The organism is Bartonella sp. B1098 (assembly GCF_944896145.1).
Classification (GTDB): domain Bacteria; phylum Pseudomonadota; class Alphaproteobacteria; order Rhizobiales; family Rhizobiaceae; genus Bartonella.
On the sequence record NZ_CALYLP010000002.1, the window covers coordinates 78,051 to 101,879 of the forward strand.

Sequence of the window (23,829 nt, forward strand, 5' to 3'; positions counted from 1 at the left end):
TTGATAATAACTTATATTAAAAATGGAATTGAACAATGCTTGACGTCATAAGAAGTGCTACAAATTCTTGGATTTCCAGAGTTTTTCTTGCTATTTTACTCTTATGCTTCATTCTTTTATGGGGGATACCACAGTTACACACAAAAAGCGAAAGAGATCTTATAACTTCTGGCAAGTCCATCGTAACGATCGATGATTATCGTCTTGCACTTGCCGATCAAAGCGCACGTTTAGCACAAGCGGCTCATCTTGGACGAATGTTTACACCAAATGAAATGCAGCAATACCAAATTCCTGCTTTTGTGTTTAATCAATTGCAACAAAATGTACTGCTTGATGAACAAGTCCGTAAAATGAAAATAAGTCTTTCAAAAGATACAATCGCCCATACGATTGGTTCTGATAAGATGTTCCAGATAAATGGTACATTTGATAAAAATTTATTTTATAACTATCTTCAGCATTTACGTATTAGTGAAAGTGCTTTTCTTAATTATTATACCAAACAAGAAAAGCGTAACCAACTTATTGCAGCTTTACTCTCTGATATGAAAGCACCCGATCTCTTTTATAAAGCACTTGCTCTTTATCAAGGAGAAATGCGGAATGCTGATTATCTCGTTATTGATCTAAAAGGAAAGCAAACAATTGCTGATCCTGATCACGAAACACTACAAAAATGGTTTGAAACGCATCAAAGTGAATTTCGCGCTCCGGAATACCGTATTGTCTCTTTACTATCGATGGAACTTAATGATTTCGTAAAACCCAATGATATCTCAATAGATGAGGCAAAAGCCTATTATACCCAAAATGCGTCACGTTTTGTAACGCCTGAAACGCGAATATTCGAAGAACTGCGCTTCCCCACCCGCGAAGAAGCCGATAAGGCGGCAAAAAAAATAGCCGATGGATTGCGTTTTGATGAACTGGTAAAAACTGAAAAAAAGACTCTTAAGGACATAAAAAAAGGGCCTCTTGCAGAAAATGAACTTCCTCCTCATCTCGCATCTGAAATTTTTGAACTCAAACAAGGGCAAGTCAGTTCTGTAATAAATGACTTACAGGGACCTGTTCTCATTCGCGTCACACATATTGAACCTGCAAGCTCACTTCCTTTTGAAAAGGTAGAAGAAAATATTCGTCAAACACTTGCTAAAAATCGTGCTGCTGATGAGATCCGGGGAAATTATGTAGCCATTGAAAATGCTCGTTTTGAAGGCGCTTCTTTTAAAGAGCTTGCGGACCAGTACAAATTAACTCTGCGCACAATTACCCTTGATAGAACAGGCAAAACGCTTGAAGGTACAGTCCTCACGGATTTGCCTCAAAAAGATACTTTACTAAATGCTATCTATCAATCAAATGAAGGCGTCGATCTTGATCCTCTCTCTTTTCAAAATGGTGAATATCTCTGGTATAAAGTCGATAAAATTATTCCTGCCCGTGATAAAACACTAGAAGAAGCTAAGATAGATGTTCTTTCTCAATGGAAAAATGAAGAGATCCAACGCCTTCTTGATGAAAAAGCCCAAAATGCTCTCAAACAGCTTATGGAAGGAAAAAGTTTTGTTGCCCTTGCTCAGACACTTGGTGTTACAAAACAAACAACGCCCCTTCTCCGGCGTCAAGATCCCTCTGAAGTTCTTGGTGTTGAAGGGATTAAAACATTATTTTCTGGTCCCCAAGGTCATTATGGCATCATAAAAGGTCCGGTTACAACAAACCGTATCGTTTATCAAATAAAATCTGTAACGATGCCTAAAGATATCACGCCTCATACTCTTTCACCTGAGGTTCGGGTCAATATAGATATGATGATAAGAGAAGATCTTAAGCTAGAAATCCTACAAATTGCCAATCAAGAACATCCTTCGGAAATTAATAGCAAAAATTATAATCAGATCTTTAATACTCTCCAATAAAAAGGGTTAAGAACGGCATTACAATTAACGCTCTCGCAAGTCAGTGCATTTATGGATTTGCGAGAAAATAGGTGATGGATATGTAGTGTCTGTTTTTTTTTCAACACATTTAGAAATATTATCTATCCAAAGGTTGTAAGGGTTGTCGCTAATTCAGCTATAAATGTCATGCTTCTTGTCATTACATTTACAGCTTGTCATATTGCTACTCTTAATATTTGTTCATAAGGAACCTATTGCTTCTTCCTTAAATGATTTGCATTGACACACCCAACTTATGATATGGAAAAAACTCTTTTAAAATTCATTCGAAACATGATCTAAAATAAAGAATTCTTCTTTTCCTAAAGGATCTCATTCAATATGAGAAAAAAACGAACTCTCATGATAAATCAAGATTTTTATATAGCATAACAGTCATCAATTATGGCTTCATCATTTTAACTTTTCAAAAATGAGCGTTTTTTTAATGCTTGGAAGTTAAAATAACTTTTCTCATAAAAAATTATCTTTCATTTGCAAATAAGACCCGACCAATACCTTCAGAATACTCAATATCAAAAAGTTCTTAATCAAACAAAGCAATGGATTAAGCTTTATCTCATATTTTTTCTTCTCGGTTTCTCACATATCCGATACACTAAATAAAACAATTTAGTGATGAGAAAACACGGCATATTTTACAGATAGTAAAATTTCTTATTCTTTTGCGTTCATAGAAAGAACTATATCAACGTTTTTTATAACAAGGAAATGGTTTGGTATTATAGTACCTCTTTTTATCTTCAATATGAAAAAATCAGCTTAATTCTAACGTCGTCATATTCTTTTATAATATCTTTGGAAAATTACTGCTTATTGCTGCTCTTGTTATCAACCAATAGCGATGTATCAATGGCAAAGTTGCACTTTCTTGAAAAATAGCAGCTCCCAGCTGTAGAGCCTTTTGAAGAGAAGCCGGTATAATAACCAATGGAAGAAAAGCTGGTTTAAGAGCTCTAGGTATAGCACGAGAAGACGCGTAAAATTTGCTATAATGATCACGTGATAATGCGACCATAGCTTCTACAATACGGTTCTTTTGTTGATCACTGAGACGATGAGAATCCAAATCCTTCCTATTCACCCCTACAGCCTGCAGCATATCAGTAGGTAAATAATAACAATATCGTGATTGCATGAAGGATAAAAGGCGCAATACACCGCTTAATCCTTGAGCAATTCCTCCATGTTTATAGGTATCTGTAAAATCTTGTGCGGCATCAGGATCTAATATCTGACAAGAAAGCTGTAAAATTATACTTGCTGTTTCACCACAATAATGCTCAAGATCATGAAGGGTTTCTAGTGGGTTGTGGTAAAGGTCTAAAACTTGTGCATCACAATATCGTAAAAAAGCTGTTTTAGGTAAATTAAAAAGAGTCATTGCTGTCAATAAATCACTTAAAATCGGATTACTGCCACTCGTTTGCATTTCACCATGTGCGATAGAATCATACCACCAGCGTAATCGTATTTCGCCGATGAGTGGATCATGAACACTTTCACGAATACGAGAAATCTCAGCATTAAATGCGTAGAGAGCAGCCAATGCTTTGCGCTTTTTTTTAGGTGCAAATAAAACCGATATATAGCGATCACGATCTATGGTACGTAAAATATCAAGACAATAAGGAAGAGAACCTATCATTCTATGAACCTATTAATGTCCCTTTTTTAGCCATTCAATTAATATCCTCTTTTTATTTATATTAAAAAATGAGAGATAAGGAAATACAGCTCAGAGAATAAGATTTTTAAATGTGTCTTTTAATGCATGATAAATGAAGATTTCTTTTCTGAAAGGAAATTTTTTAAAATTAAAAATTAAATCAATCATTTTTTTGATAAAATTTATCTTATAAGTTGAAACTTTCATTTATCGTAAAAGCAGCTAAAAATGAACCGTAACATGTGTAATGAAACTTATGACAACAGACAACGCAAAACTCTTGTTAACTGAATAGATGACAATGCACTTTTATAGAAAATGCACTGATTATAAAAACTTCATCAAATGATCGACCTCTTCTCTTTTCTAAGAAGCAAAGATTTCTCTCCGCACCAGTCTGGCAAAAATCCAATTATTTTTGATAAGTTGCTATTGCTGATAACGAATTAGTTGATAATAATACTTTATCGTTTTGCCTGTTGAATTAGAAATCCTAAGATCATATCATCCTCTCATTTCAAACCTATTCCCTTTCACGTGACACACAGAATGGATGTGTAGATATTTTTTTGAAAAATCCCTCTTATAAATCGCCTCAACTGCCAGAGGCTTATCACTTATGTGATATACTAGGCCCTATAAGCTAAGACCTGCTCTGAATACTTGCTGCTGTATTAAAAATACACTTAATGTATGAAGTTATGTATATTTTACGTTCCTTATATCACCGCCTTAAACGACTGTATTTTGAAACACAGCACAATAATCACACGCATCTTTTATGCTAGACTAAGGTATTTATTTTATTAAACAATGCTTTACTCTACCGCAAATAATAATGCCGCAACAGCACGATCTTCAGCCAATAAAACATTAAATGTACGCACCGCTGCTCCTGTACTCATTGTATCTGATGAAATACGCTTTTCCCATAAAAGACCCCGTAACTCTTCGGGTAATCGTAATAATTCAGTTCCAGTCCCTATTAATAAAACTTCGATCTGAGACGCTTCTTCTAAAACACGAGATAGATCCCCTTGAGTGGGAAGAGGCCCTGCCATATCAATGCCATAAATTCCTGATGGGACACAAATAATAGAACCTCTATGTGACATATCAGCAAAACGAAATCCACCATTTCCATAAGCATCAATAGGTGCACGACTCGGAAAATGTGCTTCACGAATTTGAATGGCATCAGACATGAATAAGTACCTTTTATTTTTTAAAACCCTCTTATCTTTTACTTCTCACCATAAAAGTTAACGGCAATACAAATAGTGATATGTTAACCCTAGCCCTTCAGAATATTGAGGTAAAAACTTTTACTATAAAACCTTGATCTTGCCATACAAAAAATATCTGAAAAGTAAGTAATAACCGTGATTAAACGCTATACTGATCTACCTTTTTAAATTTTTTCCAGCTTAGTTGACTCAAAAGTAAGAAGATTCTCTCTATAGAAATAAGGATATTATTTAAAAGACAGAAAACTTTTCCGTAATATCCATAAACAAAGCAATTATTTTAAAATAAAGACATCACTTTCTATAGTGATGATAAAAACCATCTTTCCTAATGAAATTGTCTTTTATTTCGACATTTTTTATAAAAACGCTTTTAAAAATGGTATAAATTACATTTGTACTTTAAGATACATTTTCCTTATTTTCCTTTGATATCACTTTTTTCTCTTTAACATTTTCTTTCAAAGTCGTTTTAGATTTAGGCTTTTGCGGTGTTTTTGCTTTAGCTTTAAGCTTTGATTTTTTTTCTGCAATCGGCTCACCTTTAACGCGTACATCAGCTAATGTTGATCGAATAACACGAATATTTATACTTTCACCAATTTCAACCTCTAACTCACCACTCTCGTCGTGAACCTTTGTAACCTTGCCGATAATACCACCACCCGTTATAATTGTATCACCGCGACGTACTGCATTAAGCATTTCCTGTCGCTTTTTCATTTGGGCGCGCTGTGGACGAATGATAAAAAAATACATAATTGCAAAAATTAAAATGAGCGGGACAGCACTAACAAATGAAATTCCACTGGAAACATCGCCTGCACCTTGAGCATAAGCGTTCACAATAAACATTTTTATCTCCTATAGTTAAACTCCAGGTATTTCCCACTCTCTTAAAATAAAACTCCGATTCAGAAAAAAATCCTAAAGAATGTATCATAAAAAGTGAAGACACGATAATGTAATCTCAGCTTTATAAAAATGCAATAAATCCTGAAGAGACAGAATACAATAAGAAAAATCTTTAAAAAACAGATTTATTTTTCTCTCTTATAATCCTACACTAGAAGCCTTTTCTCTTACTCAATAAATGAGATAAAACAATTTTTCTAATGGAAAAACTTTAATTTAGAGAGATAATTCATTATTTTTTAATGTCGAATGATAGAGCTCAGTACCAAAAAACGCTCTCATTTCAAACCCTTTGAATTCATCAAAACAATTTTCTTGCCCATCACGCCTGTGAAATGAACATAAAGATAAAAAACCTTTATGATAAAAAGTCAAATATTTCTTCTCAAGCTCCTCAAATGCAAGCATATTGCGAATGCTCGGTGCTGACAAATCGTGTGATGCTCTTTGTCCTATATCTTCATAAATACAAAGATTATAATCTCTAACGCCTCAAACAAACTGCTCTTCTAAACCAATGGCTTTTTGCTACCACATGACGTTAGACATGAGCCAATACCTTTCGATGATCGAACGTCATGGTAAAGTCTATGAAACACGTCAACACTTCATCAAATGAGATCGGCTTTGAAAAAAGAAGTAACATAACAGATTGATTATTCGACTCCTCAAACATTGCTTAGTGTCTTGAATCATCTCCAAGAACAAATTGAACAGAAATATCATGTTATTGCAGAATTAGCACCGAAAGTAAAAGCTTTAGAAAATTTAAAAGGTTCTTATGAGTGCTATTGATTTAAGAAAATAAATTGTTTTCATGAAATTTCTATAAATTATAAGATTATTTAAATTTAATGTCATCAATCCCTTAGTTTTCTAAATATTTAAGAGGATCAACTGGTAACGAATTTTTACGCATCTCAAAATAAACACGTGGCGTTTTAACATTTCCTGAAACACCCGACTTCGCAATCTCATCACCGCGTCTTATTCTTTGGCCTTTGTTAACAACAAGCTGACTATTACATCCATAAATAGTGATAATATTATTTTCATGTCGAATCATAACAACATTACCCAGCTCTTTTAATCCATCTCCCGCGTAAATAACGACACCATTTTCCGCCGCCTTTACCGATGATCCTTCAGGTACAGCAATGTCTATTCCTCGATTCATTATGGTTCCTTTTTTTTGACCAAACTGGCTTAATAAACGCCCTCGTACCGGCCAACGCATCTTAGAAATCCCTGTGGCTTGCGGCGTCTTAATATTATCTGTACGTGTAACGGTACTTGATAAATCAGATTCATGGTTCAATTGCATCATCTGTTTAGAAGAATTTTTTTCAAAATTTGATCTGTTCACCTGTGTAGAAGGTGGCGTTGTTACAGGAGCTTTATATATAGGTGAAGCCTTCTTATGCTTTGTAGAAGACGTCATTTGAGATTGGAATGAAGATTCTGCTTTTGACGTTGCCCAATCGTTATAACTGGGCACTTTTGAAGTTGCTAATGCACGTCTGCTTGGAAGCACAAGAACCTGACCAATATAAATGGAATTGCTGTTTATACCATTTGCTGATTTTAATGCCTCAACACTAACCCCTACTTGTCGTGCAATACTGAGTAGTGTATCTCCACTCTGGACAATATAAGAGTTCTGCCGAAAAATAGGAGAGCTATCCATTTGTGAACGGGAAAGTGTTCCAAGGTTACGTGGAGGAGCCCCCATAACATGACCATTAGAAGGAGTTCCCCTATCTTGCTGTGGAGAATTATCATCAATCCACGAATCATCACTTGGTTCTACAGGGGGCAATTCAGTGCTTTGTATCATTTCCCCGCCGTACGATAGCATTCCCGGATCTGTAGATATAGAGTTCGCTATATTTGATTGAGATGATACCCTTTGATGAGAGACAATATTGGAAAAACGTTGTGAACCAGAACTACAACCAGCAACAATCGTTACCACCGCTAAAAAAGTTATTCTCTGAAAATTATGCCGGGAAATATTATCCAAAGCTTTTAAACACATCGTTTTGCTCACTCATCAATACTCAACTTACTCCATTAAAGCTTTTTTAAATTACCGAAGGGTTAAAATGTGATGCTTTATTCATAAATATCTTTAATTAAGATCAAAATGAATTTAATGAAAAATAAAAAAGCGAAATAATTTGCGCTATTTCTTAAACTTTAAAAATTAAAGTCTCTCCGCAATACCTTTAATAAAAGGTTGATAACGCACTTGAAACAGTTCTAGAGACTCAAATCGACACCCAATTTTTGTATAGCGCGTCACCGTTTGTACCCCTTCATCAGGTCCTATCGCCTGAATGAGAATTCCATTTTCAGCTAAAAGTTCTAAAAATTCCTTGGGTTCATCAGAACGTGATGGCCAAATAAGAATGCGATCAAATGATCCCAAACTTGCCACATTATGACTTCCATCACTCTGCCGTATAACAATATTTTCAATATCCAAACTTTGGAATTTTTGGCGTGCTAAATCAACAAGCGTTTTATAACGATCAACCGTTGTCACACGATCACTCAAACATGCCATAAGAGCAGTACAAAAGCCAGAGCCTGTACCAATTTCTAAGACACGATGCTTTTTTTTCAATGATAGTGCTGAAAGAATCAAGAGCTGTTCTTCCAAACGTTCCATATATTCCCCACACTCTATAGGAATAACTTTATTATCATAAGCACTATTAAACCACGGAGCAGAAACAAATTGTTGACGTGGAATTTTCTCTAATGCCGAAAAAAATCGCACGTCATCAATGCCTTTGCTACGTATTTTCAGGACAAGAGCAGCCAACTCCTCACGAAATTGCAAAATACCCTTTTGCTCCATAGTATTATTCACTCTCTAATGGAGATGTATTTTTATTGTCCCTACAAACTACTTCTTTTAAAATGGCAAAACCTTGCGTTTGCATAGCATTCCCTCTTTGCAATAAATGCATATTGTTTCTCCTTTCCCCAAATTAAGCAGTAATACAACGCATGCCTCCCATATAGGGTTGTAAAACATCTGGAACAACAATTGACCCATCAGCCTGTTGATAATTTTCAAGCACAGCAATAAGACAACGGCCAACAGCCGTACCAGAACCATTAAGGCTATGAACAAAATGCAGTTTCTTATCGCCTTCTTTACGATAGCGAGCGTTCATACGTCGACCTTGAAAGTCCCCACAAACGGAACAACTAGAAATTTCACGATAACATTCTTGGCCAGGAAGCCAAACCTCGATGTCATAAGTTTTACGTGCTGCAAACCCCATATCCCCCGTAGAAAGAACCACTGTGCGAAAAGGCAAACCGAGTCGTTTTAAGATATCTTCTGCACATTCCGTCATACGTTCCAATTCAATAAGAGACTGCTCTTCACTGGTAATCGAAACCATTTCTACCTTCCAAAATTGGTGCTGACGCAACATACCGCGTGTATCACGACCAGCCGCTCCCGCTTCTGAACGAAAACAAGGAGATAAAGAAGAAAATCGCAGTGGCAAATCTGATATTTCAAGAATTTCATCGTTGACCAAGTTCGTTAATGGCACCTCTGCTGTAGAAATAAGCCATCGGCCATCTGTTGTTTGAAACAGATCTTCAGCAAACTTCGGCAATTGGGCAGCTCCATAAACAATCTCATCACGAACGAGAAGAGGCACAGAAACTTCTGTATAACCATGCTCATTAACGTGCACATCAAGCATAAATTGTCCCAATGCTCGTTCTAGCCGCGCTAACGCCCCTGAAAGCACTGTAAAACGTGTTCCAGATAAACGACTAGCTCGCTCAAAATTCATCTGCTTGAGATCTTGACCAAGATCAAAATGCTCCTTTGGTGTAAAATTGAAGGTTGGAGGTGTTCCAAAATGTCGAATGACAACGTTATCACTTTCATCTTTACCTTCTGGAACATCATCCAATGGAATATTGGGAAGTGCTGAAAGAATTTTTTCAAGACTTTCCGTCAGCTGTTTTTCTTCCGCTGTTGCAGAAGAAAGAAAGACTTTAAGCTCTTCAACTTCAGCTCTAAGCCGTTCAGCCATTTGCTGATCAGATGTAGCTAAAGCTTGTCCTATTTCCTTTGAAATCGCATTGCGACGTTCCTGTGCTAATTGTACCTTAGCAACATGGGATCGGCGCGCAAGATCAAGTTGTATTAACCTTTCGGCTTGTGGCTCAAGGCCTCTCCTTACGAGCGCTTTATCTAATTCTTCAGGACTTTCGCGAATCCACTTAATATCAAGCATTAAAATTCCTCATTTATATTGTTTTTATTCTATATCGGTTTTATTCATTTCTCATCGCATAAAAATATACACTTTTCTTAAGTGGATTTTCTTCTCTTTTCTATACTGTAAGCAATTAAAATTGAGATCTCATAAAGCGCTATCGTTGGTAAAGCTACTGCAAACATCGTAAAAAAATCCGACGGCGTTATCATTGCCGCAACAATAAAAGAGAGGAGAATAGCCCATTTTCGTTTAGAAACCAAATCATGAAACGTTAAAAGTCTAACTTTTGTTAACAGACTAATGACAAGAGGTAATTGAAAAATCAAACCAAAAATGAGGATAAACGACGTCATAAAGCCCAAATAATCAGAAATACGTACGACAAACTCTATCTTTAATTGAGCATCTGGAAGAAATTGTTGAGAAAGGCTAAACCATAGTATTATTGGTGCCAATAGAGCATAAACAAACGCTCCTCCAATACAAAATAATATAGGACCACCAATGAGAAAAGGCAAAAAAGCCCTGCGCTCATTTTTATAAAGCCCTGGTGCAATAAAACTATAGAACTGAAAAGCCGTATAGGGAAACGATAAAATAATTCCCCCAAAAGCAGCAAGTTTCATCTTTGTTAAAAAAGTTTCCCATACCTGTGTTGATTGCAAACGAATACTCTCAGGATTCCCTCCTGCTATTTTCATTGCCCATTGATACGGCCATAGTAAAAAATTTAAGATATAATCTTTAACAAGAAAACACATCATAAAAGCGATCATAAATGCAACCAAGGCTAAAATAATTCGCTGACGAAGTTCAATTAAATGTTCTAAAAGTGGCGCCATATTGGCATCAACTTCATCTTTTTTTACATTCATGACACATCTTTTTTATCTTTAGAAGCAACAGAAATGCTTTCAGAATGATGAGAAGCACGAGAGACTGTCCTATCTTTTTTGATTGCCTTTTTATCACATGCTACAAGTTCTTTATCTTTTTCTGATTTATGGTGTATTGTCTTAACACCCAAATTATCGTGAGTCCCCTCTAATGTATTTTGAATGGAATCAAAAGTTTCTGCCAACTTCTGCCTTGAATCGTTCATATCCGAACATATTTTTTGCAAATCATCGCTCTCAATTTGTTTTATTACATCATCAAACTGGTAACGAAGTTCATTTGCTGTTGAATACATATAAGCCCTTACCTTTGCGATTGTCTTGAGTATTTTAGGTAAATCTTTCGGTCCAACAACAATGATGAGAACAAGTAAGATCACGATAAGCTCTGGTCCATCAATCCCAAACATCGCTTATACTCAACTTCCTCATAAAAAAATAACGCACAATGATGATAACGTTTTTGTTATTTGACACGCTGTTTTTTAGCAACAGATGCCTTGCCTCCTTTAGAATGAGAGGAAGCCTTTCTGCGTGTTGCTACATGTTTTACCGATAACGGCTGAGATGGTTGAGATTCTCCATTAATTATTTGGGAAGAAGTAGCCATTTCAACGTTATCCTCAATGCCTCCCTCTTCTTCCTTCATATTCTTTTTAAAGGCTTTAATTCCCTTAGCAACATCGCCCATTAATTCAGAAATTTTACCGCGTCCGAAAAGCACAAAAATAAGCAATAAAATTACAATTAAATGTGTTGGTGAAAAAATATTACCCATTACTCTCTACTTTATGCTTTTTATCTCACTTATTCATGCTTCCTTTGAAGAATGTATCAAATATTGTATCCTATTTATATATTTTTTTCTCAACATAAAAGCAATCACATGCTTTTTAATGGAAGAAGAATGATCGTCGTCAATTAATTAGCCAAATTTTTAAAAGATGCAACCTCATATTTTTCTAAATATTAAGTGTAATACTGTAATATAGCCTCACTTAAAATGTGTATGAAATAACATTTATACGCGTGATCATATCTGAGAATATGTTTTATTAACGCGTAAAATAATACATTAATTTATAAGAATCATTCATTTGCACATTACAAGAAAGGTTAGCATAGAGAGATAAACACTCTTAAATACTCTTCTAGACCAGCTTATGTGTCAAGAATCTAGAAAATAAGTCGTATAGGGATATGACGATACTCGCTTTCATCTTGATTCAATAAAGAGCTTCCATTGAAATGTTTGCCCTCTTCTTGTCCAACTTTCATAGAAAAGATTTAAAATCCCAATGAAATAAATGCTCCCGTGACATTCATATTTTATGTGTATCATTTTTTCATGAGGGTCTTATTTGATTGCTACAAGAAAATTTTTTATGGATATCAATTCTATTATTCTATGCTAATAACCTGATACAGTTATCCATATGATAGAGTTTCTTCCATGAATTATCGGCATATTTACCATGCTGGCAATTTTGCTGATGTTTTTAAACACATTATTGTCATGCGCATTGTAGAGTACCTCAAACGCAAAGAAAAAGCTTTTCGCGTTATAGATACGCATGCTGGTATCGGTATTTATGACCTCTCTTCTTTAGAAGCCTATAAAACAGGAGAGTGGCGCGAAGGTGTACAACGAATTTTTTCAACGCCGATCCCAGAAGATTTAAGAGAACTTCTTTATCCATGGTGTGATATCATTGATACCCTCAATAAAGGAGAAAAAGAAATTGTATTTTATCCTGGATCTCCTGTTCTTATTCGTCAATTATTACGGAAACAAGATCGCCTCACCGCAATAGAATTGCACAATGAAGATTATCATATTTTAGCAAAAAATTTTGCTGGCGATTATCAAACAAAAGTTCTGCATTTGGATGGTTGGCTTTCCTTAAATGCTCATTTACCACCAAAAGAAAAACGCGGATTTATCCTTGTGGACCCTCCCTTTGAAAAAACTGGAGAATTTTCCCGCCTTATTGAGGGATTAATGAAAGCCTATCGCCGTTTTTCTGGAGGGATCTACGCTTTATGGTATCCTGTTAAACATGACAAAGAAATTGAAAGTTTTCTTGATGCGCTTTACAAAACAGGGATTCCTAAAATTTTACAGCTTGAAATGCGTATCCGAAAAAAATCAAATTCACCGACAATGAATGGAAGTGGAATGATCATTATCAACTCCCCCTACCTTTTGGAAAACGAAATTAAAAAACTCAGTCCCTTTCTTATCAATCGTCTTGGACAAGATGAAAATGCTCAAATAACGCACAAGTGGCTTCAAAAAGAACATTTAAATTAGACTTTGCTCTTACGTTTTCCCTAAAAAATACCCTTTTGTAAGATACAAAGGTGACAAGCCTCTATTATTTTTTAGATAATATCAACATATAATATAATAATGGTAAGCTTATAACGATTTCGTGAATTATAGAACAATAAAGCTATTGCACCAACCTCTGCCTTATATAAAAAGCAAGTCGGTACCTTCATACATTCTTCAGCCCTCAATGTTGCAACAGCCCTTGGAACTTGAGACGGTTCACAAGAGGAATTTTCAGTCTTTTCTTGTACAGTTTCACTCCACTCGGCTTTCCCCACTTTTAACGTGCAAGAGACATGGTTTTTAATATGGTATAGATTTGAAATGAGAGAATCATACGCTTTTCAGGCATTTAATTCAATGTCAACATTGATAAATTATCTTTATCAATCAATATATTGCTTCTTTATTATTTTTTTAGAAAATGTCTCCTCTTATCATTATGGATTTCCTCTTCTAATCATTTTTAATGAAACAATTGGCGCGTTCATAAAGCTATCTTAAATAAACAACTCTCATATTTTTTATGAAAGATAAGTACTCTAAAATTACACTTTTATGCTATAATATGTTATTGATGGACAAAAATTATTAAAGACATAGATAATCGTTATTAAATAAAAAAGAATATTTCATACGTTAAACAAAAAGCATTTCTTGATAAACGGAATGATCCTAAAAAATAATACAAATTGTCCGCAAAATGAACGAGAAAAGCTTTCTTTTCTCTCTAACCTTACATGGAACAATGCCAATCAAAGCAATGAGAAAAATCAATTCCAAGGTGTTAAATTCATACAAGAATTTGTTAAACACCTTCCGCATAAGCCAGGAGTTTACAGAATGATTGGTGAAAATGGTGATATTCTCTACGTTGGCAAAGCTCGTAATCTTAAAAAACGTGTTTCAAACTATGCACGTGAAAAAGGACACAATAATCGTATTACCCGTATGATTCGTGCAACATATCATATGGAATTTATCGTTACCCATACAGAAACAGAAGCACTCCTTTTAGAAGCCAATCTCATCAAAAGATTGCATCCACATTTTAATGTATTACTCCGTGATGATAAAAGCTTCCCTTATATCATGATTACAAATGATCATCGAGCACCTGCACTTTACAAACATCGTGGTGCCCGAACACAAAAAGCTCATTATTTTGGGCCTTTTGCTTCTGCTGGTGCAGTGACACAAACACTTCATGTTTTGCAACGCGCTTTTTTATTACGAACCTGTACCGATGCAATTTTTGAAAACCGTACGCGCCCCTGTTTGCTTTATCAAATTAAACGATGTTCTGCACCTTGTACCCATGAAATTAATGACAGTGATTATAAAGAACTGGTGAGAGACGCAAAAGCGTTTCTTTCGGGAAAAGATCAATCTGTTAAAAATGATATGGTTCAAGCTATGCATAAAGCTGCAGAAAATCTTGATTTTGAACAAGCTGCTTCTTATCGTGATCGCTTATCAGCCCTTTCTCACATACAAAGCCATCAAGGTATTAACCCTCAAACGATAAAAGAAGCGGATGTCTTTGCAATTGCTCAAAAGGAAGGAATGACTTGTATTCAAGTGTTCTTTTTTCGCATGGGGCAAAATTGGGGAAACCGAGCCTATTTTCCTAAAGCAGATTCCTCTTTTTCCCGTACTGAAATTTTAGTGAGTTTTCTTGCCCAATTTTACGATGACAAACCCCTTCCCAAAAGCATCCTTTTGTCTGAAGAAATTGAAGAAAAAACACTTCTTACAGAAGCATTGAGTCTCAAAGCAAATCACAAAGTGTCTCTCTCTTTACCCAAGCAAGGTGAACGAAAAACACTTGTTAATCACGCCTATCTCAATGCTCATGAAGCACTTGAACATAAGCTTGCTGAAACAGCTACCCATACAAAATTACTTCAGGGGCTTGCTGAAACATTCCAACTGCCTTTTCCTCCACGCCGTATAGAAGTCTATGACAATTCTCACATTATGGGAACAAATTCTGTAGGTGCTATGATTGTTGCTGGCCAAATGGGATTTGTTAAAAATCAATATCGCAAATTCAACATTCGCTCAACAGATATCACGCCTGGCGATGATTTTGGCATGATGAAAGAAGTGATTAAACGAAGATTTTCACGCCTTATCAAAGAGCATGATTTGCCCAATAAAAATCATGACATAAAAGATCAAGAGGGTGATCTTTTTCCTGTTTGGCCTGATCTTATCTTAATCGATGGTGGTGAAGGACAAATCAACAGTGTGTATACAATACTTGCTGAATTACAATTGAATAACCTGATCACCGTTGTTGGAATTGCCAAAGGTGTTGACCGTCATGCAGGACGTGAACGATTTTTTATAAAAGGTATTCCTCCTTTTACACTTCCCCCCCGTGATCCTATTCTCTATTTTTTGCAACGTCTGCGTGATGAAGCACACCGTTTTGCCATTGGCGCGCATAGAATAAAACGAAAAAAAACAACATTTAAAAATCCACTTGATGAAATCGAAAATATCGGTCCGTCAAGAAAACGTGCATTGCTTCATCATTTTGGAAGTGCCAAGGCTGTTGCTGGTGCCTCCCTTGAAGACTTGAAAAAAGTGACAGGAATCTCTCTTGCAATCGCACAAAAAATTCATAACCATTTTCATGAAAAATAGGCTTGTTTCACAACCTTAGCCTTGTTACTTTCGGAAAATATGTTCTTCTTCACAAGAATTGAAAATGACTCTATGAAAAATCATACTTTTTCTTTTCCAAATCTTTTAACTTATGCACGAATTGTTGCAGTCCCAATGGTTGTTGCGTGCTTTTTTGTAGAAGGACGCCTACAATCAAGTGATATCGCACGCTGGATTGCCGTTTCCATTTTTATCATTGCATCTATTACTGATTTTCTTGATGGTTATCTTGCCCGTATTTGGGAACAAACATCCAATATTGGTCGCATGTTAGATCCAATTGCCGATAAACTTCTCGTCTCTGCGTGCTTGCTCTTGCTTGCCGCAGACAGTACCATCGCTGGATGGACTTTATGGGCAGCCATTATCATTCTTTGCCGAGAAATTCTTGTATCAGGATTACGTGAATATTTAGCTGAATTAAAAGTGAGCGTTCCGGTCTCTCGTCTTGCAAAGTGGAAAACTTTTGTCCAAATGATCGCTATTATCTTTCTTTTAGCAGGACCAGCGGGTAATAAAGTTTTCCCTTACACAGTGGAATTTGGCATTACTATGCTGTGGATTGCCGCCCTTCTTACATTGTGGACAGGGTGGGATTATTTTCGCGCAGGTTTAAAACATGTCATCTCATAAAATTGTCTCTTGATTTATAATGATAATCTATCTTTATACACCTTAAACAAGAAAAAATATCCATAAATCTACTTATTTCAAATCTATTGATGATCAATCAATTTAAACATTCCTTTTGCCCATCACAAACAAAGTTGGTGTCCAGATAAAAGACATTCAAGAAAAGAATTAATAGGTTTTATCTCCCCACAAAAACAGTTGCAATATTAAAAATAAAAAAAAACGATACAGCTACATATCTATCAAAGAGATCTATAATCTTGTAAGCAAAAATCCAAAACATAGTGTTCTGGGTTTTTGCTTCTTATTTACGCTTTTATTAACCAACAATTTCTCTCTCAGAAAACCAAAAAGTGATTTCTGTTTTTGCAGTTTCAGCACTATCGGATCCATGGACAGAGTTTTCACCAATCGACAAAGCATGAACCTTGCGAATTGTCCCTTCTTCTGCGTCACTAGGATTTGTAGCCCCCATCACTTCACGGTTTTTAGCTATTGCATTTTCTCCTTCCAAAACCTGTACAATTGTTGGACCAGAAGACATAAATTCAACCAATTCGCTAAAAAAAGGGCGTTCTTTATGAACAGCATAAAAACTTTCAGCCTCACGCTTGCTCATCCACACACGTTTAGAGGCAATAACACGCAAGCCTGCATCCTCAAGCATTTTGGTAATTGCGCCTGTCAAATTACGACGTGTTGCATCTGGTTTAATCATCGAAAAAGTACGCTCTAAAGCCATTTACTCACCTTTATTTCATTGATAACATTCTCTGACTGTTTCTATAGCGAGCAGACAGTCCTTTGCCAAGTGACCTTGCAAAAATCTACACAAATTCTCAAAAACATAGAATGGAGTGTAAAAAAAACTTCAATAAAATAGATACATCTATAATTGCCCCTCCCACCATAAGATACACACCGGGCTCTCAGTAAATGTTGAACTCCTTATTGTATTCCTAAATGCTTCCCATCAAAATTATCATTTAAGCGATAAACACTATAAGAAAAAACCAACACGTAAAAATAAATACCTTTTATGAAAACCTTCTTCTTAAAAAAAAGACGGATCTAGACACTTCAGGTCTAAGTTTGAAAATTCTCTCATTCACTAAGACCAATCAAAAACTACCGTTATAATTAGAAACTATAGCGTACCCCTAAAATACCCTGAAGAGACTGTTTTGTTTTACGCCCTTTAACATAATGAGCCTCACCATATAACTTTAACTTCTCACTCACAAAACTGCTCAAACCTATTCCTAATTTACCCGCATTGCCTGATAAATCGCTCGTAAATGCATGGCGTTCATTAATCACCGTTTGATTCTCATCTTTATTCTCACGCAACCATGCTGCTGTAATATACGCCTGTGAGGAAGAAGCCATGCCAGAACCAAATTCATACCCTAAAGATAAACCAACCTCACTGCGCAATGAAGTAAAGGGACGTATATCACCGGTCATGTCATTCGATAACTTGATTTCTTTTCCTTCAACGTGCAACCAAGTAAATTGTCCATAAGGCTGTAACCAACTACTCTTGGACGTCTGAAGTCGATAACCTGCTTCAAAGGAGGACCCAACCGTCCTTTGCCTATAACTGCCTTCAATCCCTAAACCATTCGTGGAAACCGCCTTCAGCGTATTTTGATAATAATTATATTTTAAAAGAGCATCGAGATACCATCCACTATGATCCAGATAAGTGACGTAAGCTCCAATACCATAACTATTGATACCGCTGGTACCTCCCCGAGCATGCGCAACGCGTGCGTGGTCATAACTGCCAAAACCACCTATATAAAACTCTCCATTTTCCCACTCACTTAAGCCATTGATCCCTAAAACGATCCCTGTCTGATCAAGCTTAAAATCTATATGCTCTGTCGCAATGCTTTCTTTCGATTTAATCGCATAGCTCCATAAAGCTGTATTCTTTTTACTGTGATCTAGAATTCCTCTTCCCGCACGCACGCTTTGCATTTCATTGTGAAACACCATCGCGGGAGCGACAGACATGGACAATACCGCATCTGTAGAAGGTGTGGTTAAAAACTGAGAACCTGAAAGCGTCTCCCCCAATTGTGTAGAAGATTGTTTCTGATTGCTTGGACGCAAAATCATTTGATCCGCTAAATATTGAGACGATTCTGAAACAGCCATCTGTTGCTTTTCAGCAGAAAGAAGATGAGAACCTGATGGAGGAGGGACCACACGCGTCTGACTTTCTTGAGAAGAAGAGACTGAAACACTAGAAACATTCTGTGTTCCTCTTACATGACGTGGAGGCCGTGGCTTAGTTTGCTGTTTTTTAGCAGGATTCTGAGGTCTTTTCCCTTCAGAAGAGGCAGATTGATCAGACAATGCAAGAGGAATCTTAATTTTCTTTTTCACACACTCTACTTCCGTATTCGAACGTTCCGCACCTTCAGAGACTCTACTTAAATACCAAGTTGTAGAATAACCGCTAGAGGTAGCACATCTACCTCTCTTCTCCAAGCGATACTGGTAGGCTCCTCCATCAACAGCTGTGATATCATGCCCCGAAAGATCTGCCAGAGTAAAATTAGCTCCTCCATCTTGGCTTCTATCGGTAATTAACGGAATCTCCGTGACCAAACTATTCCTTTGAGAGAGAGAACCTGTAATTTCACGACCAGAATCGATAACGCTTATTTTGTGATTGCCTGCGCCTTCACCGATCGTCAAATAATCACTCGCATCCAACGTAGTACTAATATTGAATCGAAAATGTAAATCCCCTGAAAGCCTCTCAACATGAAGTGAAATATGTCGAGGATCATATGGAATAGAGGTAAAAATAACAGTTCCTCCGTCCCCCCCTAAATCTTCAATTTCAATCTGAGGTTTTTCTCCTATATTCCGTTCACCAACCTTTAATATTGTTTCCTCAGCTCTTCCTTCTATAGGAATCTTTTTCTTAAGAATATGGTTTGTCCTATCACCAGCAAACAAATAAAGTTCTCCTTTATTATTAACCCTTACTTCCCCAACGACTTTTTGAATGCCAGAATGAAACCAGGATCTAGCAAAATCCGTAATTGTTAAAGTATCAACAAATCCTCCAGAATATACAACTTGAGTAGCCCGCTCCTTCAAAGTGGTAGCATAAGAGGCTCCATGCGTTAAGACGTGCTGCCTGCCATTCCCAGAGACCTTTGTAGCCATTGCTCTACCCCCCTCTTTTCTTTCTCCCGCATAAAGATTTTGTTCTCCGTTATTTCCCACTTTTGTATTCCAAGCCCACGCCCCATCATATATATTCTGCTGCCCTATTGCTCCATCTCCACCAATAACTGTGGCGTCATATGCACTGCTTCGTCTCAACACACTTGTGAGATCAATACCTTTTTCTTCGTGAATAAACTGCTGACCTCCAATAACTTCAGCATCTATTGCATTTCCCCCACGCGTAACTATTTGCATCCCTCCTTTTTTAATAATGGATCTCACGGAAGTTGCTCCATTTTCAACAATCTCAACACCACCCTCTTCAATTTTTATATTAGTACTAGGAAGCACATTTGTAATCAGTGCTGAACCTTTTGATACAGTCCCTCCACTTCTCACTTGGGTTTCTCTTTTTAGCTCTCTATTCCCGCTCTCAACTGCACTTGCAGATTGCACAAGACAACTACTGATCATCAATACTGAAAAACTTAACTTGTATTTATACTGCATTATCCACACTCCACTCTCAATTATTTAGAAAAATACCCCGTGGCTACGTAAGCAGCGAATTTTAGATTGTATCATAATGTGTTTTATTTATGTCTAAATACAATTTTTTAGTGTATTTTTTAATTTAAACAATTTTTAGTTGTATCTATAAGCCACTAAAAAACGCTAATTGAAGGCAGAAAAACTGAATAAAATTCAAATTGTTTATTTGAATTCAAGGAATAATTTGCGTATTTGAGATTATGGATGAAAAAAATGCCCATGCCCTTTAATGGGATCACATCCCTTATGTAAAACAGAGCGCCCTTGGATTGCACATTCACAGGTTTGTTTTAAAGAAACATCTCTCAATATACCCAAGCCCATTTTCCCAACGTCGATAATGAATAGTATAATAAATCCATTAAAGACCTCCATCTTTACGCTTATGGTGAAGAAATCCCACATCATCACACATTTTCCCAGCCCTAAAATGTTGCACATTCCTTGGCACTTGAGGCGGTTTATAAGAGGCAAGTCCTTTCTTGAACAATTTCACTCCATACAACTCTTCTCCGCTTGTGACGTGCGAGAAAGTGATTTTGATTGATTCAAAATGGAGCAGATTTGGAATAAGAAAATCCCACGATATTCAGAACTCTCATTCAATATACAAAACAATGAATAAATTAATACCTTGCCTTTAAAGAGAATATAAAGGTATCCTTACTGTTTGAAAAGGTCTCTATACTCTCAAAAAGACGTAGTGAAGCGTTATCTGTTTAAGGTTGTAGTTAATCAGCCATATAAAGGTGTATTTAGAAACTATAGCGTAATCCTAAAATACCTTGAAGAGCATTTTTAATCTTATGTCCTTTTAGATAATATGCTTCCGCATAAAGTGTTAGGTTATCATTGACCGAACTGTTTAAACCAATTCCCAATTTACCCGCACTACCCGATAAGTCTGTGATAAATTTATGCTGGTTATTAATTGTCGCATAATTATCCTTTATATTCTCACGCAACCAGGCAGCCATTATATAAGCTGTTAATGAAGTTTGTGAATTCACAAAGAATTCATGTCCTGCCGTTAACCCAACTTCACTACGAAATGAAATCAAGGGGCTTAGATCACCGATCATTCCATTCGAAAGTTTTATTTTTTTACCTTCAACTTGGAGACCTGTTAGCTTGATATAAGGTTGCATCCAAGCATTTTGCGCTGGTTCAAAATAATAACCAATCTCAAATGATCCACCTATCGCCCACTGATTATAATGACTTTGAATCGCCAAACCACTTGTTGAGATGGCTTTCAAATTATCTCTATAATAACTATATTTCAAAACACTATCTATATACCATCCGCGATGATCAAAATAAGTGGCGTAAGTTCCAATGCTATAAGAGCTCAGATCACTTCTACCACCCCGTACATGAGAAACACGTGCTTGATCATAACTACCAAAACCACCAATATATAACCCTCCATGCCTTAATTTATTCAACTGATCAACACCAAAAACTAAACCTGTTTGTCCAAGCTTAAAGTATGTATGGCCTGTCGCAATGCGTTCTCTGCCCTTAATAGCATAAGTCCATGGCTCGATATCTTTCCTATTTCTATTCCAAATTTTTCTACTATTCCGGACAATTTGCAACTCATTGTTAAAAATAAGTCCAGGAACTACGGATAACGTTAATACTGCATCCGTAGAAGGTGTCGTTGATGTTCCACCAGGAATGAATGAACTTGTAGGATCAGGAATAGAAGTTTCCGGTCTACTGAGACAGTCTGCAGATAAAAACCAAACCTTTCCATTTTCATCCTTTCTTTCTTTCAAGCCATACATATAAGTACCACCATCGATGGCATTAATGTTTTCACCCTTAAGATCTATCAGCGTAAAATGCGCTCCACCACTTTGATCTGTAATTAAATCACGTTTATTTGAAAAAGGATCCGTGATTTCAACGCCAGAATCAGCAACACTTATCGTATGATTCCCTGCGCCTTTCTCAACGAAGAGATAATCTCCACGGTCTTGGGCAATTGTGGTATTGAATGCGAAATGTAAACTTCCTGAAAGATTATTCACATGAAGCTGAGAATAATAGGGATCAGAACCCGTAAATGCAAAAATAACACTCCCCTCACCACTTAATTTTTGTATCAAAGAGCTTTTTCCATCAGATTCATCCGCAAGTGAATACAGTTTTGTCTCTTTTCCATTTAAAACAATATCTTCTATTGTGGTACGATGTTGTTCATTCCCAGCATAAAGATGAAGCTGCCCAGAATGATTTACTTGTGTCTTACCTTCTAATATCGCTCCAGCATGTACCCATGATTTTGTTTCATCATTCATTGTTAGATTTTTTAAAGATCCATCCGTATATATTTCCTGAATAGCGCTCTCATTTAAAGTGACTCCAATAGCCTGACCGCCTTTTAAGATACGCTGTTTACCACCAGCAAAAACTTCTGTATCAAATGCAAAACCACCATTTTTTGCACCTTCAGACTTTTTTCCAACCTCTTGGATGCCCCCTCGCATAACTTTTGTATTCCAAACTTTACCCCCGTCATATACTTTTTGTTGAGCTAATGTTTCCTCTTGACCATAAATAACTGTATGAGAAGCGCTACTCTCTTTAATTTTTCCTCCAATATACGCCTCCCCGAAAACAAGCTGCTTCCCGCCATAAATTTTAGTATCCTCTACTTTCCCTCCATTTCCAACACTTTGCAGTCCTCCTTCTTTAACCACAGCATTTTTCGAAAAGCCTTGTTTTCCCTTTAAAGCCTGAACATTTTCAATTCCACCATGTTCAATTTTACTATTCTCACTGAAACCTCCTGCATACACATAAAGCTCCGCACCATTCTTTACCGTATTATCGATAGATAGCCCTGGACTATCAATCTCACCATCATTTGAAATGTATGCTTTTCCCTCATTATCAAGGACATAATTTTCGAGCAGTGCCCCATCTTTAATGGAGATAAGCTCAGGTTTTCTAAGAAACGTAGTCTTTTGTTCTTGTCTATTATCTCCAACATTGTCATGACGATTGCCATCAAACTCCTGCTGGCTCGCAAATATTCTAGCACCCTTAACAAGAGTAAAATCGCTAGGCCTTTTTAAAAAGCCTAACTTATTGTCCCTTCTTACTATGAAATCATTCGATGCTCCAAGGATGCATCTTCCTGTTTTCATCTCTTCATTGTATTGATCCTGAAATACTTGATTATTTTCGTAACTTGAGGATTGACAAAAAAGCGGCATCTTCCCCTCATTTGCAACAGCTGTCTGTACAAAACAGCTGCTCAAAATGAGTACCCAAACATTGCGTTTCCATTTATATTGTGTAGCCATACCCTTCCCCCCTCTTCATGCCTGCATAGACACCAAACGTAACTAGCTCTACAAAATATATTTTCAACCTTAGATTGTAACAATTCTTCTGAGCAGCCTCATCACTTTACTCAAAGAACTGTTTTTTACAGTTTCTTCAATGCGTTTTTGACCAAAAATATA

16 protein-coding genes and 1 pseudogene are annotated in these 23,829 nt (G+C 36.4%); 5 read left to right on the top strand and 12 right to left on the bottom strand.

Annotation, left to right across the window (positions count from 1 at the left end):
- Window positions 1–35: 35 nt before the first annotated feature.
- The gene (locus NNJ85_RS00380; protein WP_254472675.1) at window positions 36–1,925 is read left to right on the top strand and encodes a peptidyl-prolyl cis-trans isomerase; all 1,890 of its coding nucleotides are present in this window, start codon (window positions 36–38) and stop codon (window positions 1,923–1,925) included.
- Window positions 1,926–2,754: 829 nt separating this feature from the next.
- Here the strand turns inward: NNJ85_RS00380 and NNJ85_RS00385 are convergent.
- The 3 genes from NNJ85_RS00385 to yajC all read right to left on the bottom strand — a co-directional run bounded on the left by NNJ85_RS00385 (window position 2,755) and on the right by yajC (window position 5,738).
- Window positions 2,755–3,615 carry a phytoene/squalene synthase family protein gene (locus NNJ85_RS00385; protein WP_254472676.1) on the bottom strand — a complete coding sequence of 287 codons (861 nt, stop codon included), beginning with the start codon at window positions 3,613–3,615 and terminating at the stop codon, window positions 2,755–2,757.
- Window positions 3,616–4,454: 839 nt separating this feature from the next.
- A complete protein-coding gene (locus NNJ85_RS00390) occupies window positions 4,455–4,841 on the bottom strand; it encodes an Mth938-like domain-containing protein (protein WP_254472677.1) in 387 nt (128 codons plus the stop codon).
- Window positions 4,842–5,285: 444 nt separating this feature from the next.
- Window positions 5,286–5,738, bottom strand: a complete 453-nt coding sequence (gene yajC / locus NNJ85_RS00395; protein ID WP_254472679.1) for a preprotein translocase subunit YajC — start codon at window positions 5,736–5,738, stop codon at window positions 5,286–5,288.
- 589 nt (window positions 5,739–6,327) lie between these two features.
- Here yajC and NNJ85_RS00400 point away from each other — a divergent pair.
- Window positions 6,328–6,578, top strand: a pseudogene (locus NNJ85_RS00400) (phage antirepressor Ant); the annotation flags it as partial.
- Window positions 6,579–6,666: 88 nt separating this feature from the next.
- Here NNJ85_RS00400 and NNJ85_RS00405 read toward each other — a convergent pair.
- The 6 genes from NNJ85_RS00405 to tatA form a co-directional block, all read right to left on the bottom strand.
- On the bottom strand, window positions 6,667–7,836 hold the full coding sequence (locus tag NNJ85_RS00405; RefSeq protein WP_254472680.1) for a M23 family metallopeptidase: 1,170 nt from the start codon (window positions 7,834–7,836) through the stop codon (window positions 6,667–6,669).
- Window positions 7,837–8,004: 168 nt separating this feature from the next.
- Complete coding sequence (locus NNJ85_RS00410; RefSeq protein WP_254472681.1) at window positions 8,005–8,664, bottom strand: protein-L-isoaspartate(D-aspartate) O-methyltransferase; 660 nt, start codon at window positions 8,662–8,664, stop codon at window positions 8,005–8,007.
- A gap of 133 nt (window positions 8,665–8,797) precedes the next feature.
- Window positions 8,798–10,075, bottom strand: coding sequence for a serine--tRNA ligase (gene serS / locus NNJ85_RS00415; RefSeq protein WP_254472682.1), 1,278 nt, complete (start codon window positions 10,073–10,075; stop codon window positions 8,798–8,800).
- Between the two features lie 77 nt (window positions 10,076–10,152).
- Window positions 10,153–10,935: a twin-arginine translocase subunit TatC gene (tatC, locus tag NNJ85_RS00420; protein ID WP_254472683.1), complete on the bottom strand. Its 783-nt coding sequence runs from the start codon at window positions 10,933–10,935 to the stop codon at window positions 10,153–10,155.
- On the bottom strand, window positions 10,932–11,366 hold the full coding sequence (locus NNJ85_RS00425; protein ID WP_254472684.1) for a twin-arginine translocase subunit TatB: 435 nt from the start codon (window positions 11,364–11,366) through the stop codon (window positions 10,932–10,934). The genes tatC and NNJ85_RS00425 overlap by 4 nt, the downstream gene beginning before the upstream one ends.
- A 56-nt stretch (window positions 11,367–11,422) precedes the next feature.
- Window positions 11,423–11,734, bottom strand: a complete 312-nt coding sequence (gene tatA / locus NNJ85_RS00430) for a twin-arginine translocase TatA/TatE family subunit (protein ID WP_254472685.1) — start codon at window positions 11,732–11,734, stop codon at window positions 11,423–11,425.
- Between the two features lie 675 nt (window positions 11,735–12,409).
- On the opposite strand from tatA, the gene NNJ85_RS00435 reads away from it, so the two are divergent.
- From NNJ85_RS00435 to pgsA, 3 genes are all read left to right on the top strand, one after another.
- The gene (locus NNJ85_RS00435; RefSeq protein WP_254472686.1) at window positions 12,410–13,270 is read left to right on the top strand and encodes a 23S rRNA (adenine(2030)-N(6))-methyltransferase RlmJ; all 861 of its coding nucleotides are present in this window, start codon (window positions 12,410–12,412) and stop codon (window positions 13,268–13,270) included.
- A gap of 690 nt (window positions 13,271–13,960) precedes the next feature.
- A complete protein-coding gene (gene uvrC, locus NNJ85_RS00440) occupies window positions 13,961–15,946 on the top strand; it encodes an excinuclease ABC subunit UvrC (RefSeq protein WP_254472688.1) in 1,986 nt (661 codons plus the stop codon).
- Between the two features lie 72 nt (window positions 15,947–16,018).
- Entirely contained in the window at window positions 16,019–16,600 is a 582-nt protein-coding gene (pgsA, locus tag NNJ85_RS00445) for a CDP-diacylglycerol--glycerol-3-phosphate 3-phosphatidyltransferase (RefSeq protein WP_005773717.1), read from the top strand.
- A 319-nt stretch (window positions 16,601–16,919) separates the two neighbouring features.
- Here pgsA and ndk read toward each other — a convergent pair whose 3' ends face one another.
- The 3 genes from ndk to bafA (NNJ85_RS00465) form a co-directional block, all read right to left on the bottom strand.
- Window positions 16,920–17,342 (bottom strand): nucleoside-diphosphate kinase, encoded by a 423-nt coding sequence (gene ndk, locus NNJ85_RS00450; protein WP_254472689.1) that lies wholly within the window; start codon window positions 17,340–17,342, stop codon window positions 16,920–16,922.
- A 398-nt stretch (window positions 17,343–17,740) separates the two neighbouring features.
- The gene (gene bafA / locus NNJ85_RS00455; protein WP_254472690.1) at window positions 17,741–20,305 is read right to left on the bottom strand and encodes a BafA family autotransporter; all 2,565 of its coding nucleotides are present in this window, start codon (window positions 20,303–20,305) and stop codon (window positions 17,741–17,743) included.
- A gap of 797 nt (window positions 20,306–21,102) precedes the next feature.
- Window positions 21,103–23,667, bottom strand: a complete 2,565-nt coding sequence (gene bafA, locus NNJ85_RS00465) for a BafA family autotransporter (protein ID WP_254472691.1) — start codon at window positions 23,665–23,667, stop codon at window positions 21,103–21,105.
- Window positions 23,668–23,829: the final 162 nt, after the last annotated feature.